This is a genomic window from Brevinematales bacterium (genome assembly GCA_026415355.1).
Classification (GTDB): domain Bacteria; phylum Spirochaetota; class Brevinematia; order DTOW01; family DTOW01; genus SKYB106.
The window spans coordinates 110,300-127,958 of record JAOAHF010000004.1; the positions used below are offsets into that span (position 1 = coordinate 110,300).

A 17,659-nucleotide genomic window follows, 5' to 3' on the forward strand; every position below is an offset into this window, starting at 1 on the left:
TACCTAATTTAACCTTCATTTTACTACAACTTTTCTAATTACTTTATTTCCCTGGTTGTAAAAAATAATAAACGCTAGGGAAGGTACCTTATAAGGCATTAAAATAATATATCTTCTACCGTCCAAATCTTCTCCAATGCTAAAAGGAACTAGATTATAATGTTTATCCAGAACTTGAATTTTCTCAAAATTGCCTTCAACGAATATTTTTTCATCTTTTGACACTATAGTTGGATAGACAAATATATCACTGATTTCATACACGGTAAACTCAACAACATCAGAATACGAATTGCCTAACTCATCTTCTATGGTAAAGAATAATCTTATTTCACTTTTATTACCAGTGAAAAACGAAACAGTACCATCAGAGTGTACAGTAGTAGAAACATTACCATCAACCGATATTTTCAAATTCCTACCAAATGACGATAATATATCAAATTTTATAGAGTGAAAAGAATTCTTATAAACCTTATCAGGCTTCCTTAGCTTATACGAGAATGCAGGTAGTACTATATAATTCGTTAAACAGAGATTACTATAACAAAACATTATTGGCATATCGTTAGAAAACCTGTTTATTAACGTATCCAAATAAAAAGTTGTACTGTAATGATCTTTGTTTCTAACAAGTGGTACAGAAAAACTCTTACCCTCAAGTTTTATATCTATGCTACTGTAAGGTAGCGTTAAAAAAGTATATAACCTTACATTTACTGGCTCATCTGCCTTTATCACTTTACTACCATCATTTATTATTAACAAAGGCTCATCTTGAGAAAACAAAGATAGTTTTGTAGGTGTTATCTCGCTCATGTTACCTTGCATTATAGAAACTAGATTAAAAGATCCCGATATATTAGGAACAGCAAAAGTAATTCCGTTTGTGAAGTTTGATATTATTGATAAAGTTGCTACTCCAGTATCATTTGATACTACAAGGGATAAAACTTTATGTAAGTTTCTACCATAAATCGTATTCGTTGAATTTAATGGAACAGTCAAATTTGTCTTGAAAAATGAAGGTAGCAAGATATCTTGGATATTTTTACCACTTCTTGTGAAATGATACAAGAAGTCTCTAAAGTACTTTCTTGCTATCACTGGATTATTTCTAATAACTATCACATTTTCTTCATTATTTTCTTCAGCATTCTTTGATATATTGTATGATCCCGTTACAATTATAGCGTTCTCCGGAGCATCTTCAGTATAGTTCAGTATAATATACTTGTTATGTAATACTTTATACTCGTAATCGATAGTAAAATTATCGGGCTTTTTAGAATACAAAAACAGAAAAGCAGAATATGGATGAAATGCATGACCCCCATCAAAAACGCCGTATATACTCTTACTATCCAACATTTCATAAATTACATTAAAAAGCTCTGAATTAGTGGAAGATGAATAAGCACAAATATATATGTTTGTTGATTCGAGAAGAAGGTTTTTAATTCTATCCTTTATTTTGTTTCTATCAGAATAGGAAAAATAAACCTCAATATCACCTGACTGATGAAAATATGGTGGGGGATCTGTTTTCTGTCTACCTATTCTACTAGCAATTGGATTAAATTCAAAATCATTTCCCCCCCATTCCTCGTTAAATTCTTGTATGTACACATTAGCTATATCTATGTTATTTGAAACTATAACAACATTATTATATTGCAACTTACTAGCAGACAATGTAAAGTTAAAAGATCCCGTAATTACCGTGTTTTTCACAGGCGAGGTAGATACATCATAATCAATAACTATGAATTTACTATGATGCTGTCTGGAATTTTGTTTATAACCTTTTGATTTCAAATCATTGAAAACATTTATATTTGGTTGGCTATCAAGTAACCCAACAATATCATTCCAGTAATCACTATCAACCATTATTCTTATTTTAACTCCTCGTCGGCTTGCGTTTATCAGCGCATTTGCAATATCCATATCATCAAACGAGTAAGCACTCATCGAAATATTACTCTGAGATAAATTTATGTACAATACTATCATATTCTTTAGATTCTCACCAAACTCTGGGCTGTTAAAAAAAGCAACTACTTCACAAAATCCATTAAAACAATACATCAAACACACTAAAACTAATACTATCCTCACTAAACTCATATAAATCCAAAAAGTAATATTTTAGATACCTTATTAACTTTTCAACTAAACGAATCTTAAACAAAAACAATTTACTTATGATTACTAGGTAGTAGCAGGATTTTCTTGACAATAACTTCAGCGATATGTATACTATAATTAGAGGTAAGTTTATGGGTGATGCTGAGAAATCTACTAAGGATAAAAAATCAGAGGTTCAACAAGCAATATCCCAGCAGAAAAAAGACAAGAAGCAATCAAAAGCTTTAACAGGTAGGAGGAAAGCTGCAATATTCTTAATCACTGTTGGACCTGAGGTATCAGCAGAAATATTTAAGCACCTCAAAGAAGATGAAATAGAAGAGCTAACATTTGAAATAGCAAGAACAGACAAAGTCGAACCTGAAGAGAGGGAAAAAGTACTGGCAGAATTTCAAGAACTTATGATGGCACAAGAATTCATAGCACTAGGTGGAGTTGATTATGCTAGAGAGGTTTTAGAAAGAGCACTTGGTACTCAAAGAGCTATCGATATCATCAATAGGCTTACTTCTTCCTTACAAGTGAAACCATTCGATTTTGTAAGAAGAGCAGATCCTCAACATCTTGTAAATTTCATACAAGGCGAACATCCACAAGTTATAGCACTTATACTTTCATATCTTGATCCTAAAAAAGCAGCAACCATACTTTCAGCACTACCTGAGGAAATACAACCAGATATAGCAAAAAGAATAGCACTCATGGATAGAACAACTCCAGACGTCTTAAGAGAAGTAGAAAGAATACTAGAAAGAAAACTATCAACCTTAGCAAGTGAAGACTACACCCAGGCAGGTGGTATAGATGCTATAGTCCAAATACTCAATAATTCAGATAGAACTACAGAAAAGAATATAATTGAAGCTCTTGAGGAAGATAACCCAGACTTAGCAGAAGAAATTAAAAAGAGAATGTTTGTATTTGAAGATATAGTTCTTTTAGATGATAGATCAATACAAAAAGTTCTTAGGCATATAGATCAGCAAGATCTAGCAAAAGCACTTAAACATACAGACCCCGAGGTTCAAGAGAAAATATTTAGAAATATGAGTAAGAGAGCATCTCAAATGTTAAAAGAAGACATGGAATATATGGGTCCTGTCAGACTAAAAGATGTCGAAGAAGCTCAACAAAAAATTGTAGGTGTCATAAGAAAACTCGAAGAGCAAGGTGAGATTATCGTTTCTAGGTCTCCTGAGGACGAAATAATTGTTTAATCACTTACATATATCAGTGAGAACGTTATATCGTCAATTATTGATTTTGAGAGTGAATTATTGAATATATCCTTCATTAATTTATCCCATATTGAATTTGGATCTCGGTTTGAAAGCATTATAGACTTCAAGTACTCTATTTGTTCAACACCTTCTTCAATTGACGGATTCATTATATCTGTAAGACCATCCGAAAATATTAAAAATACCATACCTTTACTCACTTTTAGCTTGTAAGTCTCATACTTAAAATCATCAAAAATACCTATAAGACCACCTTTTGGAGATATTTCAATTACTTCTTTACCATCAAACATCAATAATGGGGGGCTACCACACCTTACTATTTCTGCATCACCAGTTTTTTTATCTATCGTTATACCTGATAGTGTTAAGAAGAAGTTTTCAACACTAAACAAAGGTTCATTTATTAATATTTCATTCACTATTTCCGCGGACTTACTTATGGTTAGGTTGTTCTTGACTATTTCACTTATAAGAGTATAACAAGTAAAAGATATTGCTGCTGCTGACAAACCCTTACCACATATGTCAGATAACCAATATGTAAAATACTTTTCTGAATTATAGACACCATATATATCACCTGCTAGTTCTATCATGGGTTCCCAATAGTTCATTAAGTTAACCTTCCCCACAGATGTATCAATAGTATAGCTTCTACCAGATCTTAATATATTCATCTGAGAGTTCCTTAAAAGATTAAACTCAAAATCCAAAACCCTTACAAACTTCATAGAGTTTATGAGAGAGAGGCTCTGTATATCAACCATAAAGGAATCAGCTATTACTTTTATTTGCTCAATGTCAGATTCCTTTAATACCCTCCTAGATGATATTCCCACAATACACTTGTTGTTACTTATTTGGAAACCCAATATATAGTTTACTCCAAAATTACTGAAAACTCTCTCAAATTTTGAATATCTACTATCAAAAAAAACATCGTTTAAGGTTATTATCGTTTTATCTGTTATACTATCCCATATTTCACTGTATGGCATATAGCTTTCAAACCCTTCTTCTGCGTATATAATTGGATATTGGAATATTATCTTAACATTATCTATAAAACTAAATCTTTTTCTTAACTTCCTCAGAAAGTAATTCTTGATATCTTTTTCTACAGTATCAAAATCAAAATAAAACACATTCATACTAGAATGAAGCTTATTATCAATGCTATACCATACAACCAGAGATAAAAATAGAATTGAAGGTATCCCATATATACCGAATATGTATACAGAATCCTGAGGTAAATTAACTGCAACATTTGATATTAGGAAAACACCTACTATTATTACTACTCCAATTATTATTGAGAAAAAAGTCCTTTCCTTTGAGTACTTTACGTTGTGATCGTTTATCACAGTTGCCATAACTGGTGAAAGTACAAAGAAGACAATAAAGAATATTGATACAGGTAAAGTATATATACTTATACCTTGTATTAAAAACACAATACCCAATACTAAAACTGGTAAAACTAATATCCATATCGCTATCCTTATCCGTTCTTTCTCTATCACGTTTTCAGTTTTCTTTGATAATGAGGCGAGGTAATACACACCTAATATTACATTTAGTGCAATTATTATATAGTTTAACTTAACTACTGACAAGAGCATTTTTGAGTTTTCAAAAAAAACCAAATAAGCTGTTAATAAAAGGGATGAAATAAGTATGTTAGAAGTTATTACAAGAACCCACCATCTTGAACTACTGTAAGTAAGATTGTAAAAAAATATGCTCAGGAATATTCCAATAGTACCAAATGTTATATACAGAATAGGTAACAAGACTTTCCTGGTCACTAAATCTAAACCAGATATAACTAACATTCCCATGGTCACAAATAAAAGAATCGAAGATATAAACATCCTTCTTTTGTTATCTGATAAAATATCATAATTTCTAATAATCAATACCCCAAGGTAGTATGATATTGAAAAAAGGACTAATGAAAATACAATGGGAAATAAAAAAGAAACCAAAAAGTCAATATAACCAACTTCGTAAAGTTTAATTTTTGATACGTATTCATATTCTATAAAAAAGAACGGATTAGAGAATTTTATCTCTATCTCTTGAGTCTGAGGAGGAATTTTTGATAATGCTTCATAAAACTCTTTATCATTTTTGACCTGTATTCCATTAACTTCCTTTATATAAGAAAGTGGCAACACTGTCGTAATATTTTCTTGTTTAAGAAACATCCCTATAGTATCAATACCTAATTGTTTTGTAACTAGAAACGGAGGCTGTCTTTTACCTAAAAGGTCAACAAAAGACATTAGCTGGTAAACTGCCAGAAAAATCAAAACAATAAACAAAATACTCAAAAACGATAAAAGTAAATACTTTGAAGTCTTCACGTAAAATATATTGAATATACAAAAAATAACTTTCAATAATATAGGCTATAAAATCTGAGAATTTATTGTGATTTATTCTAAGCAATATTTATACTAATTCAACTATCTATGAATAAAACCTATTCGCCATACTATCAAAACTCCAAAAAGACTAGTGTGTTTATTTATGTGTTAATATCTGTAATACTATTATTACCCATTCTACATTATTTCATTGCAGGAGGTACAACGTCTTACTATATCGATGTTGGAATAAGAATAGGTGTATATCTACTGCTTGCATTAGGACTTAATCTAGTTATCGGTTACACAGGTCTTCTTGATCTTGGATATATTGGTGTTTTTGGAATAGCATGTTACACCACTGCTATACTCAATACAAACGGAGTACCATTTATACTTTCAGCATTTAGTGCAATAATAGCAGTAATGATTTTTAGACTTCTAATAGGTTTACCAATAATCAAACTCAGAGGCGACTATCTAGCGATAGCAACACTAGGTTTCGGAGAAATTGTCAGACTGGTTGCTAACAACTGGGATGCTCTAACAAATGGACCTAGAGGATTACCTAGAGTTGGACAAAGTATTGATAGTATAAATCTTGGTTTTTACTCTCTCAGTTCAAGTCTTGAAGTTTACATATTTACTCTAATTATGATATCCCTTGGTATCCTTACATCATACAGAATAGAAAATTCAAGGATTGGTCGAGCTCTGATAGCAATAAGAGAAGACGAAATAGCATCCTCTCTTATGGGAATAAACGTACCAAAATTAAAACTCTTTATATTTGTAATAAGTGGCATTTTTGGTGGCATCGCAGGTATTATATATACTCATAAAGTTGGGTATATAACTCCAAACTTAATACAATTCTGGGACTCTATACTTCTTGTTTCAATAGTTGTTATAGGTGGTATAGGTAGTATACCTGGAGTTGTTTTCGGCGCTATTGTATTCTACGGTATTCCAGAACTACTAAGAGATGTATTAGGATCTCAATTAACAGAATATAGAATGCTTGTTTTTGGTATTATAACCTTGCTTATGATAATATTCAGACCTCAAGGCATAATCCCCTCTGAAAGAAGAAAAGTTGAACTTAAACCAGAAGATACCAAAATAAGAGAAGAAGAAGATCAATCGATGTTTGACATCGAAAAGAGGTAAAACTTTAGCTTACTGCAAGTGATATTACAAGCTTTGATATGTCTATTAAATCTTTTATGTATATAAACTCTTCACAGGAATGTGGATTTCTCATTCCGCAGGATATGTTTAGAGTTTCTAACCCTTTGCTATTAAATATATTAGCATCACTACCACCTCTTGTATCAACTAGTTTTGGTTTTATCCCAATTTTGTAACAAGTCTGAATAAACCTTTTCACAGATACTGAATCTTCGCTTATAGAATACCCATCATAGAGCTTTTCGTAAGTAAATCTAAAATCTCCACCAAATTTAGATTTTGACTCAACACACGCAATACTTATCTTGTTAAGTTCTTCATCTATTCTATCTTTTGAAAAACTTCTGACTTCTCCTTCAAAAACCACACTATCAGGAACTATGTTTGTTGCTTTTCCTCCGTGTATTTCACCAATGTTCAAAACAGTATCTTTATCGAGAAGTCCTGTGTTAATTCTATCTATTATGTAGGAAGCGATTTTTATAGCGTTAATACCCTTTTCTGGATCTATTCCTGCATGCGAGGATTTACCAATACACTCTACTTTAAACCTGTAATGTGTAGCTCCTCTAATTATAGCAACACCAATATCTCCGTGAGAATCAAGACAATATCCATACCTTGCTTTTATGTTAGATATATCCAGATGTTTTGCACCTACTAGACCGATTTCTTCAGCCGATGTAATTATAAGATATATATCCCCATACTTTGAGTGAGATTCTTCTCTAAGATGATATGCTAATTCTAACATGGCAGTTATACCTGCCTTGTTGTCAGCAGATAAAATTGTTCTACCATCAGATTTTATAATTCCACTATCTTCATCGATAATTGGACTTATATCCTTAGCTGGCTCAACTGTATCAGCATGAGCACAGAAAAATATAGCATCTTTTGTATTATCATTTCCTTCAATAAATGCTATCATATTCTTAACTTTTCCATTTACCTGAATCTCCGAAACAATACCTAACTCTCTAAACTTCCTAAAAAGATACTCAAAAACAAAATCTTCCATTAGCGAAGGGCTATAAATCTTTACAAGATCAACAAAGGTTGATATTATTCTATTCGTATCCATAGTTGCTAGATTATGAAACTTTATCCTTACTGATTTCAAAGTTTACTAATTCAATTTTTTAATCTCTTCTATTTTCTCCAAAATTCTTCTCTCTATATTCTCCGTCTTTATGTTATTCAAATAGTTTAGAGCAAAAAGTAGTTCTCTATTCATTGCATCCTTGTCTTGAGAGGTATTAATTATCCACAATAAAACTGCTACTTGATTTTTTATATCCCCATCAACACCTTTTGTAGCTAATAATTCCTTTAATTTTCTCTCAACTCCAATTATATCTCTAGATTTAAAGATATCAATTACACACATAAGATACTTCTTCAAGTAAGCATCTAGTATATAATTTACTGCTATACTCGCACCTTCTACATCGTTTAAATTCAAAAATCCTATTACCACATATTTTGCGTTTCCAGGAGATATACCATACAGTTTCACTTCTTCAATTCCCTCTTTTATATACCCAAATCTTATCATAAACTCAACCCTTAAAGGTGTAAAGATAGGATTTTTTGAAGACAATATCATCAGACTTTCTTCGTCACCTAACTCTCCTAACGCTCTAGCAATATAAGACAGTTCTACACTATCAAAATTTATTACTCCCCTAAATCTACGATACAACGCCGCAATTTCTCGAAACATAAGAAAAGAATACAATCTATTAATCAAATCAGATATTATCAAACCATTAGTTACAAGTCCACTAAGCACTACATCAACAACAGGTTCAATATGATTATTAAGAAAACAAACTCTAGAAAAGTTTCCAAACACTACTTCACTAAATCTCTTTTTCTCCAGCAGATATTTGGAAAACTTTCCTAGTAACTTATCATCACTAAAAACACTACTGTAGATGTATCCATCAAAAGCATTTGTATCCATAATTTCATAAAAATCATTCATTATATTTTCCCCCAACGGGTATCCTATTTTTACTTTCTCAACTTTAACCTCATAAGAGTTAGTTTTATCGAGGATTTCTTCTAATACTTTGTACAGTTCTTTATACATTGACCTTGAAGCAAAGTACGAAACTATATATTGTAAGCCTACTCTACCCTGCAAATACATGTGTACAAAATCATTAGATGAACCAGTCATTGTAAGCATAAGTACAAATACTATAGCAACAATTAATTGCTTCATTTATCCATTATGGATGTAACCAAATGTCAAAATCAAGAAGTCATTTTTTATATCTTCAAACTCTCAAAACCCTAACATGATGACAACAGTGTAAAAACTTACTTCACATAATAGGTATATAGCCTTTGTTTCTAACCAATGTAGATTACCTAGTATTTCTTAAATTAGATATAATAGCCACTAATCTTTAGTGCATCTGGTATTTCAACTTTCTCTTTACCTGAAGAGAGAGTTAAAACTACCAATCATCTTCAACATCAGTAGATTCTACTTTAACTATAAAGTAGAGTTTTTCAAAAAACTCCCTAGTTTTTTCCTTAATTAATGTATCTCCATAAGCAAAAGTAAAACCAATTCTACGATCCAGAAAGAGTCTTCCAGTTTTTAATAAGCTACCAGAAGTTTTTGATAAGAAACTATCAAGCATATCATTTCCAAGTTCTTTACGAATTCCTAACAGTGCTAACAAATAAGCTGCTGGATTCGTTGTGTTAACCGCATAATACAACTTCGGTGAATCCAACTTAGGAAGTAGGCTATGAAATAATTTTTCAAATTTCTTTACCCTACTATTGAAGATTATCTTCAATGCATTCTCTAAAAAGTTTATTTTGTCCTTTATCAATTCAAGCTCATTACCTTGATACCTTTTCTGGAAATACTTTATATCTTCCTCAAGTCTACTATATCCACTTCTCGATATGTAAATTGAGAATATATTGAGTACATCCATATCGACACCAACTAATGCTTTCGCTATTGTGTTTGTACTCGTGTAGTTTGGTATTTCATCAATTTTTTGAATTTTATCTATATATCTCACTATCTTACTTATAACGCCAGGCAAAACTCTAGGTCCAAAAAAAGCTCTTAATAAAGCTTCTCTTATTTTATCTAGTTTTTTTGAAATCGGTAGATCTACCCCATCTTGTTGTAATATCTTATTCAAATGAATAGAAGTGAAGAACTTTGTTGTTTCTATCCAATCACTATCATAAATCAATGTAGATTCCTTGTACTTCACCAAATTTTCGACAGACTCCCAGGTTCTCTTTGAAATATTACTCTTAATTTTGTAACCAGACTCTTTCAAAGAAGATACAAGTGTATATATCTCATCTTCACTTAACATTGTAATAAGTCTTGAAAATATGAATTGAAGACTAACCTTATCAAGCATACAAAAGAAGTTATCTAAATCCCAAGGTATACCAGAAAAACCATAAAAGAGCTCTGTAACTACTGAAAATAATTTATTAAACACCTCATCAGAATCATAAGATCTTATCGAAAAAGTTCTACCTAGAAAATCAAATAAAGGTTTCATAATTTGTTCAATAACACTCACTCTGCTGATTATCAAGTAATCCCTAAAGTGTAAAACCAGCAACAAATCATTCTCTGAATAAACCCTAGTCGATGGTACATCTTTCATATACATCTCAATTTCTGGATCACTAGATATAAAAAGTTTTAGAATTTCTTTATTCACAAACATTTTGTCTGGAGTTACCTTTTTACCTACTACTAACATCTTTTCTCCTAATTTGTTCAATTTTATTATCAAATATCTATTTTCACGTATGAAATACTCCTTAACTATGTCTAATTTTACGATTTCGTCTTCGAAGAAAATATTTAGAAACAATTTAACACTACCTTCCAACAACTGGTTCATACAAACTCTCAGTAATTTTTAACATAGAATAGCTCTTTATAAAAATAAAAAGATACTCTCCTAAACAACAAGTTCTAATAAATACGGAAAAGATAATTTGTTTTATCGAGTATTTAGTGAGTATTCTTAATCTACTCTAAACTCCACAATTCAAAAAGTTAAATATTTTGATACAACAATGCTTCGTTTTATATCATTATGCTATGTCAAAATTTTTGAAAGCTTTGGAAGCATATAGCACAAAATATAAGGAACTTGAGGAAAAGATATCAACAATAGATCCTAGTAAAGATGTAGATGAATACACAAAAACTCTCAAAGAAATGAAAAAGCTTGAGGATTACGTTGATCTTTACAAGAGACTAAAGAAAGTTATTGATGGAATGAACGAAGCCAAAGAAATCATAGAGAATTCTGACGATGAAGAACTTAAAGAAATAGCAAAAGAAGAAATATCAAAGGGTGAAGAACTACTAAAGAACCTTGAAGATGAAGCTGAAAATTTACTTCTTTCGACTGATGAAGATGCCAAAAACGTAATAATGGAAATCAGGGCTGGAGCAGGTGGTGAGGAAGCAGCTCTTTTCGTAGCAGATTTATTTAGAATGTATTCAAAGTTTGCAGAAAGAAAAGGGTGGAAAGTACAAGTAGCTGACTTCAATGAAACGGGACTTGGAGGTTTTAAAGAGATTGTATTTACTGTTTCTGGTAAGATGGCATACAAATATCTTAAGTTTGAAAGTGGAGTACATAGAGTTCAAAGAATACCTATCACAGAAGCTAGTGGAAGGATACACACTTCTACCGCTACTGTAGCAGTATTACCAGAAGTTGAAGAAGCAGATGTTTACATAGATCCTAAAGACATAGAGATCCAAACTTTTAGAGCAGGTGGCAAGGGTGGACAACACGTTAATAGAACAGAATCAGCAGTCAGAGTTATACATAAACCAACAGGTATAGTAGTCCAATGCCAAGATGAAAGATCTCAAATACAAAACAGAGAAAGAGCTTTAAGTATATTAAGAGCTAAACTCCTTCAATATGAAAAAGAAAAACAAAAACAATACGAAGACAATCAAAGAAGAGCACAAATTGGCAGTGGGGAACGCGCAGAAAAAATAAGAACTTACAACTTCCCACAGAACAGAGTTACCGATCACAGAATAAATTACACAATGTATAATCTATCAAGTTTTATGGAAGGTATGATAGATGAAATACTAGAAGCACTTATAGCAGAACATAAAAGAAAACTACTTGAAGAACAAAAACTAAATCCCTAGACTCAAAATGATTTTCAAACCTGTTGGTTGAAATACTGGTGAACCATCTATTGGAGCCCCTTCGTAAGAATATATGCTAGGAAATCCATATGAAAAGTACAAACTTAGGTATATATTTCTAAAGAAAACTGATTTTACCCCTAACCCTAAGGAAACAGTTTTCGAACTTATCTCTTTCACGGTACCAGATATGTAAAAAGTAGTAAAATCAAGACTGTTATAGTACTTAAGGTTAAAATTGTCAATTGAAATTGCGAAAGAAGGTCCCACATAAAAGTAGTTATACACCACTGTAAATAAGTAAGAAATATCAAAAGTATAAGTATCCATGCTATCAACTATTTTCCATCCACCAATGTCATTTTCATTTATAGGATAAACTTTTGCACCATATGTGAATATAACCGCTAATCCTCTTGAAGCAAACCCTAAACTTATTCCTAGTAAAAATTTGCTATTGTCTATCTTAAGCCCATAGTCACTTTCGTAATTCCTGTAATTCATATATAAACTTGAGAAACCTATAATTGCCTTAGAAAAGAGTTCTGATGATGAAGTATCCGACACTACTTCACTGGAATTTTGAGAAAACCCAACAACAACTATAGACATTAAGATCAATATGATCAATATCTTTTTCATAATAAAATTATACTAATCGTTTTCAGTATCATCAAATTCTTCGCTACTTTCTTGCATACCAAGTTGCTCTTGTAATGTTCTTATCTTATGTTTAAGTTCTTCTAAGCTTTGTTTATCTTCTATATCAAGTTGTCTTTTTACGATGTCAAAATTATATATTGATGAGTAGACATTATAATACTTCACAACTCTTTTTATATAGTTTCTAGTTTCTCTAAATGCTAAGAACTCTGAAAATACAATACTATCATCCTCTGACAATTTATATTTTCGCTTTGTCTTTGTAAACACCCTAGGTCCTCCATTGTACGCCGATATTGCGTGATTAAGATCACCATAAGAGTCTAACAACATCGAAAGATATGCTGTTCCTAACATTATGTTTAAATCTGTTTTAAATAGATCCATTCTAGTTGATATTTGCACATCTAGTTTTCTAGCAACTAATTTACCAGTACTATATAAAACCTGCATAAGACCTATAGCACCAGCTCTAGAATATGCACCTTCTTGAAAAAAACTTTCCTGCTTCATCACGGCATATACTAAGTTAGGATCAACTCCAAACCTCTCGGCAGAATATATTACATCAGAAACATAAGGTATTGGATACAATACCTCCTGAATACTAAATGGTAAAAACTTTGAATATGCATCTATAAACTTGTTAGCAGTTATATTATTGCCTTCGTTGTATATACCTCTAGTTATCTTCATTTCAAGTCTATTTCTCATGATAATTATATGTGAGAATATATTTGAAAAACCCTTATACACAAGCTTATTTCTTATTACTCTACTAGCAATAACATATTCATCCTGTAATCTGTATAACACTTCTTTGATTTTCGATTTCTCACTTATATCCATACTGTCAATTATACTATAAGGTATGTTTAGAAGAAAATCATTACCTTCCTTTATGTTGTGAAATATATATGATTTGTAAGTTTCCGAATTTTGTTTGTCAAAGTTAAAAAGTATCTTAGCAATATTTACCTTCTCTGGTACAGAAACAGTAGGATAGATAAACATATTATAGTATCCTCTTATCTCTTTATCAGATGATAATTCACTTATCCTTCTCGAAGCCAAAAAATCGTAATATCCTGAAGGAATAGAAAATATTGATCTCTCATAGAACTCCACCGCTTTATTTGTAATGCCTAGACTTTCATAAGCATATCCCTTGTAAAAGAAAAATCTATCTATATCTCTAGACCTAAAGTCTATATCCAAACTTCTACTATCAAGCACTTTAGTAATTTTTTCATAATCTTTAATCAGTATTAACTTGTCAATGATCTTCGATGCCAACAAAAATATTCTATTTTTAGTCTCTGATACATCGTAATAAGAGTTTAGATATTCAACAGATTTATCAACATTTTTGTCAATATAGTATATTGCTAAAGATTTTAAAATCAACTTTTTCAAGCTTTCGTCAAGTTTATCTATCTTATTCTCGTATAAAATTGGATTAAATATAACATTTTCTAATTTCCCAAACAAGTACATCTTTGCTAATTTTTTCCATCCCCTCAACTTCAATAGTTTCATATCCAAAATAATCTCTCCAATAAAACTCTGATCTATCTTTGATAGATAAGCAACTTTCAACGCTTCTTCATAAAACTTATAATCAAAAAGTTCAAAAACTATCTCTTTTATGAGTTTTCCTATTTCATAACTTGACGTGTTTATAATGTCAAACTTGCTAACATATTCAAAATAACTAACTACATAATTCACATACTCATACTTATGCGTAAAGTCATATAATGTTAAGTTTCTAACTAAATTCAGTGCATCTATTACTTTACCATCTTCTGACATCAAAACAGATTTACAGTATACATAAACCGGACTAGTTGAAATTTTTTTCATTTCTTCATACAAACTCAAATAGTACTTTGCTGTTTGTATATTTCTCATCTTTATAAGTATCTCTGTTAACTTCAACAAAACCTCATCATAAACACTTGAATTTGATATCGAAACTAGAACTTTTATAGCGTCATTATATCTACCAACATTAGCAAGAATATCAGAATATACAATTCCAATGTCTGCTTTATATGGTGACGATGGTGACACAGAGTTATACATTCTTTCAACAATTTGCAAACTGCTAACCTTAGGTGTCTTTCTAGGAGTAGCAATCTGTACTCTTTTGTAAACTCTTCTACCTTTCATATCTCTCATTCTTCTAACTGTATACTTTGTATCAAAGTATGTTGTCTTATAAACAGAAATAAGTTTATCTAGATCTTGAACACAATTAAGTGTATCATACTTTACAAAAGAAAACTTACTTAAGTTTACTACATAATCATAGGTACTTTTATTTACAACTTTTTCTGGAAGGTTCATCTGAGAGAACAAAAATACAAACACAAAAACACCAAATGTCCTTTTAATACCTTTCATCCCATCCACCCCCAATAATATTCGGAATAATGTTAAAAACACTTCGGTAAATTATATGTAAATAATCTTTCTACTATCCATATTGCAAACTTCATGAGAAGTATTTGCCCAACAAATTCTAAAGCTATCTTAATACTCAAAGAAATTGAAAATATATAATTCTTGACTTTACTCAGTCGAAAATAAACTCCTAAGCAACTCAAAAAAAACAGCCTACACACTAAATAGAAAATTTAGTTTAGTATTTAAATCACTAGATGATCACAAGATCATCCAGTGATGTTTATCTTATTTACCATACGACAGGACAAGATTTATAAACTCATGTTCATTTTGTAATCCTATAGTTCGTGATTCTTCTGAATCATTTATTATCTGCGTAGGTACACTTTCTACACCCCATTCCATTGATATTTCAGGATTTTCATTTGCTTCTATAACTTCAGACAATACTTTTCCATCTGATGCAACAGCAATCCTATTTGCCAAATATGCTGCTCCAGGACAATAAGGACAGCTAGGTGTAACAAAAACTTTTATATTTACAGGTTTTGCTATAGACTTCAAATCTTTTGAAAGACTATCTTCTATTTCATGACTACCTGTTGACACCATTACTATTGTCTCAACTATCTGACTTGCTTCATATCCCAAAGGTGACCCACTAAAAAGTATCTTATAACCTTTACTTTCCCCTATCGTAAGACTAGGATTAGTCCTTATTAGTATTCCTGTTTTAGTTTTCTCACCAGGTTTGTGTTCTATCAACGACACTCTTATCTTACTACTTATCTCAGACAATTCTGAAATGAAGTTTTTAGTAAATTCTATGTAGTCTTTTAGCTCATCATTACTACTATCATAATAAACATTGACATCAACTTCGTTTTTAAGTTCACTAAACTTCTCCTCCAGAAATTTCCTAGATTCTTCATCAATTATACGGTCCATAAAACCTCCCCAAAATTTCTTAAAATATAAGAATAAATTCCAATAAGTCAAGAGTTAGTAACTCAAATACAAAAATTAAAAGGCAAACAAAGTTTAGCTGATATTGATAAACATTATTAGTACAAGCACAATAAACCAGTATTATAAAAAATAATTTTCAAAAAACAATCAAACTTCAGACAAATTTGCCAGAAAATAAACAAGTTGGTTAAAATAATCCTTAGGGCACATCACTATATGGAAAATACTAAGGCACGCAAGGTTTTATTTGTCTGGCATGGAGCAGTTGAAAAAAGTTATCGTCAGTTGTTCTATGAAATGTCCAAGTACAACTTTGACCTGATAATTATAACATCAAAAAGGTGGTACGAAACCTCAAAGTGGCAAGATTTCGAACCTATAGAACTTGATAAGTATTACAAAATCTATCCTCTGAGGACAATTTTCACAAATCACATAAGAGCCTTTTTCTACTTTAACTTTATAAAGATTATTTGGATCATTATTAAGTACAAGCCTGATATTGTCTATCTAAAACAAGAACCATACTCAACCGCAGGCTTTATAATACTCTTTCTAACTAAACTGTTAAGCCCAAAGTCGAAGATACTAATAGAGAGCGATGAGAATATCTTCAAGAATCATCCAATACCGTTTAAATTCTTCGAAAGATTTAGCCTTAGTGTAGCAGACGCTATGTCTGTTATACCAACCGATGCAATAGAGGTTTATAGGAAGAAAGGTTTCAAGAAAGAAATATACAAAACCTATAACTTCATACCTAAATTTAGAACCGATGTAGACCCCCTGGACATTGAAAGTAATGCTAGGCTCAAAGTAGGTTTTGCAGGAAGGATAGTAAAACTAAAGGCAATTGATACCATAATTCTATCCATTCATGAACTAAAGACAAGAGGGTATGATGATATTGAGCTTTTTATAGTTGGGTATCCTGAAGAAAGAGATTACTACGAATATTTGGTTAAACTTGCCAAAGAGAAAGAAGTCAAGATGAATCATATCGGCACACTTGGTTTGGATAAGATGTTTGCTTTCTACAAGGCCATAGATGTTTTAGTCCTACCATCTAGAACCGTACCTTGGTGTAAAGAGCAGTTTGGTAGAGTTTTAGTTGAGGCAATGGCTTGTGGCACACCTTGCGTAGGATCATCCTCTGGAGAAATACCAAGAGTTATTAATAATCCTAACCTAATTTTCCAAGAAGATAACTACTGCCAATTGGCCGATATTCTAGAGAAGTTTTACAATAGAGAGTATTCAAAAGAAAAGATGGCTCAAAATCTCATAGAATATTCAAGAAACTTCACTGTTGAAGCAGTAGCAAAAAACAAAGTAGAAATTTTAAGAAGGATATACGAATAGTATGATTGAGAGTACTAAAGTAGCATTCATAATACTGAACTACAATAGAGCAGACTTAACAACTAAACTAATTAAAAATATCCTTGATGTGGAAG

General features: G+C 31.3%; 12 protein-coding genes. 4 read left to right on the top strand and 8 right to left on the bottom strand.

The features are described from left to right. Positions 1-15 precede the first annotated feature (15 nt). A complete protein-coding gene (locus N2712_02520) occupies positions 16-2,130 on the bottom strand; it encodes a phospholipase D-like domain-containing protein (protein MCX8028849.1) in 2,115 nt (704 codons plus the stop codon). A gap of 125 nt (positions 2,131-2,255) precedes the next feature. Here N2712_02520 and fliG point away from each other — a divergent pair, with 125 nt between their 5' ends. Further along, positions 2,256-3,368: a flagellar motor switch protein FliG gene (gene fliG / locus N2712_02525; protein MCX8028850.1), complete on the top strand. Its 1,113-nt coding sequence runs from the start codon at positions 2,256-2,258 to the stop codon at positions 3,366-3,368. Here the strand turns inward: fliG and N2712_02530 are convergent. After that, entirely contained in the window at positions 3,365-5,767 is a 2,403-nt protein-coding gene (locus tag N2712_02530) for a serine/threonine-protein phosphatase (GenBank protein MCX8028851.1), read from the bottom strand. The genes fliG and N2712_02530 overlap by 4 nt on opposite strands. A gap of 108 nt (positions 5,768-5,875) precedes the next feature. Between N2712_02530 and N2712_02535 the strand changes: the two genes are divergently transcribed. Continuing rightward, a complete protein-coding gene (locus tag N2712_02535; GenBank protein MCX8028852.1) occupies positions 5,876-6,940 on the top strand; it encodes a branched-chain amino acid ABC transporter permease in 1,065 nt (354 codons plus the stop codon). 4 nt (positions 6,941-6,944) lie between these two features. On the opposite strand, the gene N2712_02540 is transcribed toward N2712_02535, so the two are convergent. The 3 genes from N2712_02540 to N2712_02550 form a co-directional block, all read right to left on the bottom strand. Then, positions 6,945-8,045, bottom strand: a complete 1,101-nt coding sequence (locus N2712_02540; GenBank protein ID MCX8028853.1) for a M20/M25/M40 family metallo-hydrolase — start codon at positions 8,043-8,045, stop codon at positions 6,945-6,947. A gap of 45 nt (positions 8,046-8,090) precedes the next feature. Beyond that, positions 8,091-9,194: a hypothetical protein gene (locus N2712_02545; protein MCX8028854.1), complete on the bottom strand. Its 1,104-nt coding sequence runs from the start codon at positions 9,192-9,194 to the stop codon at positions 8,091-8,093. Between the two features lie 238 nt (positions 9,195-9,432). Beyond that, positions 9,433-10,872, bottom strand: coding sequence for a hypothetical protein (locus tag N2712_02550; GenBank protein ID MCX8028855.1), 1,440 nt, complete (start codon positions 10,870-10,872; stop codon positions 9,433-9,435). Positions 10,873-11,075: 203 nt separating this feature from the next. Between N2712_02550 and prfA the strand changes: the two genes are divergently transcribed. Continuing rightward, positions 11,076-12,158 (top strand): peptide chain release factor 1, encoded by a 1,083-nt coding sequence (gene prfA, locus N2712_02555; GenBank protein MCX8028856.1) that lies wholly within the window; start codon positions 11,076-11,078, stop codon positions 12,156-12,158. On the opposite strand, the gene N2712_02560 is transcribed toward prfA, so the two are convergent. From N2712_02560 to N2712_02570, 3 genes are all read right to left on the bottom strand, one after another. Beyond that, positions 12,147-12,800 carry a hypothetical protein gene (locus N2712_02560; protein MCX8028857.1) on the bottom strand — a complete coding sequence of 218 codons (654 nt, stop codon included), beginning with the start codon at positions 12,798-12,800 and terminating at the stop codon, positions 12,147-12,149. The genes prfA and N2712_02560 overlap by 12 nt on opposite strands. A 12-nt stretch (positions 12,801-12,812) precedes the next feature. After that, complete coding sequence (locus N2712_02565) at positions 12,813-15,230, bottom strand: lytic transglycosylase domain-containing protein (GenBank protein ID MCX8028858.1); 2,418 nt, start codon at positions 15,228-15,230, stop codon at positions 12,813-12,815. Positions 15,231-15,518: 288 nt separating this feature from the next. Then, positions 15,519-16,181, bottom strand: a complete 663-nt coding sequence (locus N2712_02570; protein ID MCX8028859.1) for a thioredoxin family protein — start codon at positions 16,179-16,181, stop codon at positions 15,519-15,521. Positions 16,182-16,418: 237 nt separating this feature from the next. Between N2712_02570 and N2712_02575 the strand changes: the two genes are divergently transcribed. Further along, the gene (locus tag N2712_02575) at positions 16,419-17,564 is read left to right on the top strand and encodes a glycosyltransferase (GenBank protein MCX8028860.1); all 1,146 of its coding nucleotides are present in this window, start codon (positions 16,419-16,421) and stop codon (positions 17,562-17,564) included. The last annotated feature ends 95 nt before the right edge of the window (positions 17,565-17,659 follow it).

What these genes read in the sequence shown, in the direction of transcription:
- N2712_02520 (MCX8028849.1), bottom strand. Translation starts at nt 2,130, where the DNA reads ATGAGTTTAGTGAGGATAGTATTAGTTTTAGTGTGTTTGATGTATTGT.
- fliG (MCX8028850.1), top strand. Translation starts at nt 2,256, where the DNA reads ATGTATACTATAATTAGAGGTAAGTTTATGGGTGATGCTGAGAAATCT.
- N2712_02535 (MCX8028852.1), top strand. Translation starts at nt 5,876, where the DNA reads ATGAATAAAACCTATTCGCCATACTATCAAAACTCCAAAAAGACTAGT.
- N2712_02540 (MCX8028853.1), bottom strand. Translation starts at nt 8,045, where the DNA reads ATGGATACGAATAGAATAATATCAACCTTTGTTGATCTTGTAAAGATT.
- N2712_02545 (MCX8028854.1), bottom strand. Translation starts at nt 9,194, where the DNA reads ATGAAGCAATTAATTGTTGCTATAGTATTTGTACTTATGCTTACAATG.
- N2712_02550 (MCX8028855.1), bottom strand. Translation starts at nt 10,872, where the DNA reads ATGAACCAGTTGTTGGAAGGTAGTGTTAAATTGTTTCTAAATATTTTC.
- prfA (MCX8028856.1), top strand. Translation starts at nt 11,076, where the DNA reads ATGTCAAAATTTTTGAAAGCTTTGGAAGCATATAGCACAAAATATAAG.
- N2712_02560 (MCX8028857.1), bottom strand. Translation starts at nt 12,800, where the DNA reads ATGAAAAAGATATTGATCATATTGATCTTAATGTCTATAGTTGTTGTT.
- N2712_02565 (MCX8028858.1), bottom strand. Translation starts at nt 15,230, where the DNA reads ATGAAAGGTATTAAAAGGACATTTGGTGTTTTTGTGTTTGTATTTTTG.
- N2712_02570 (MCX8028859.1), bottom strand. Translation starts at nt 16,181, where the DNA reads ATGGACCGTATAATTGATGAAGAATCTAGGAAATTTCTGGAGGAGAAG.
- N2712_02575 (MCX8028860.1), top strand. Translation starts at nt 16,419, where the DNA reads ATGGAAAATACTAAGGCACGCAAGGTTTTATTTGTCTGGCATGGAGCA.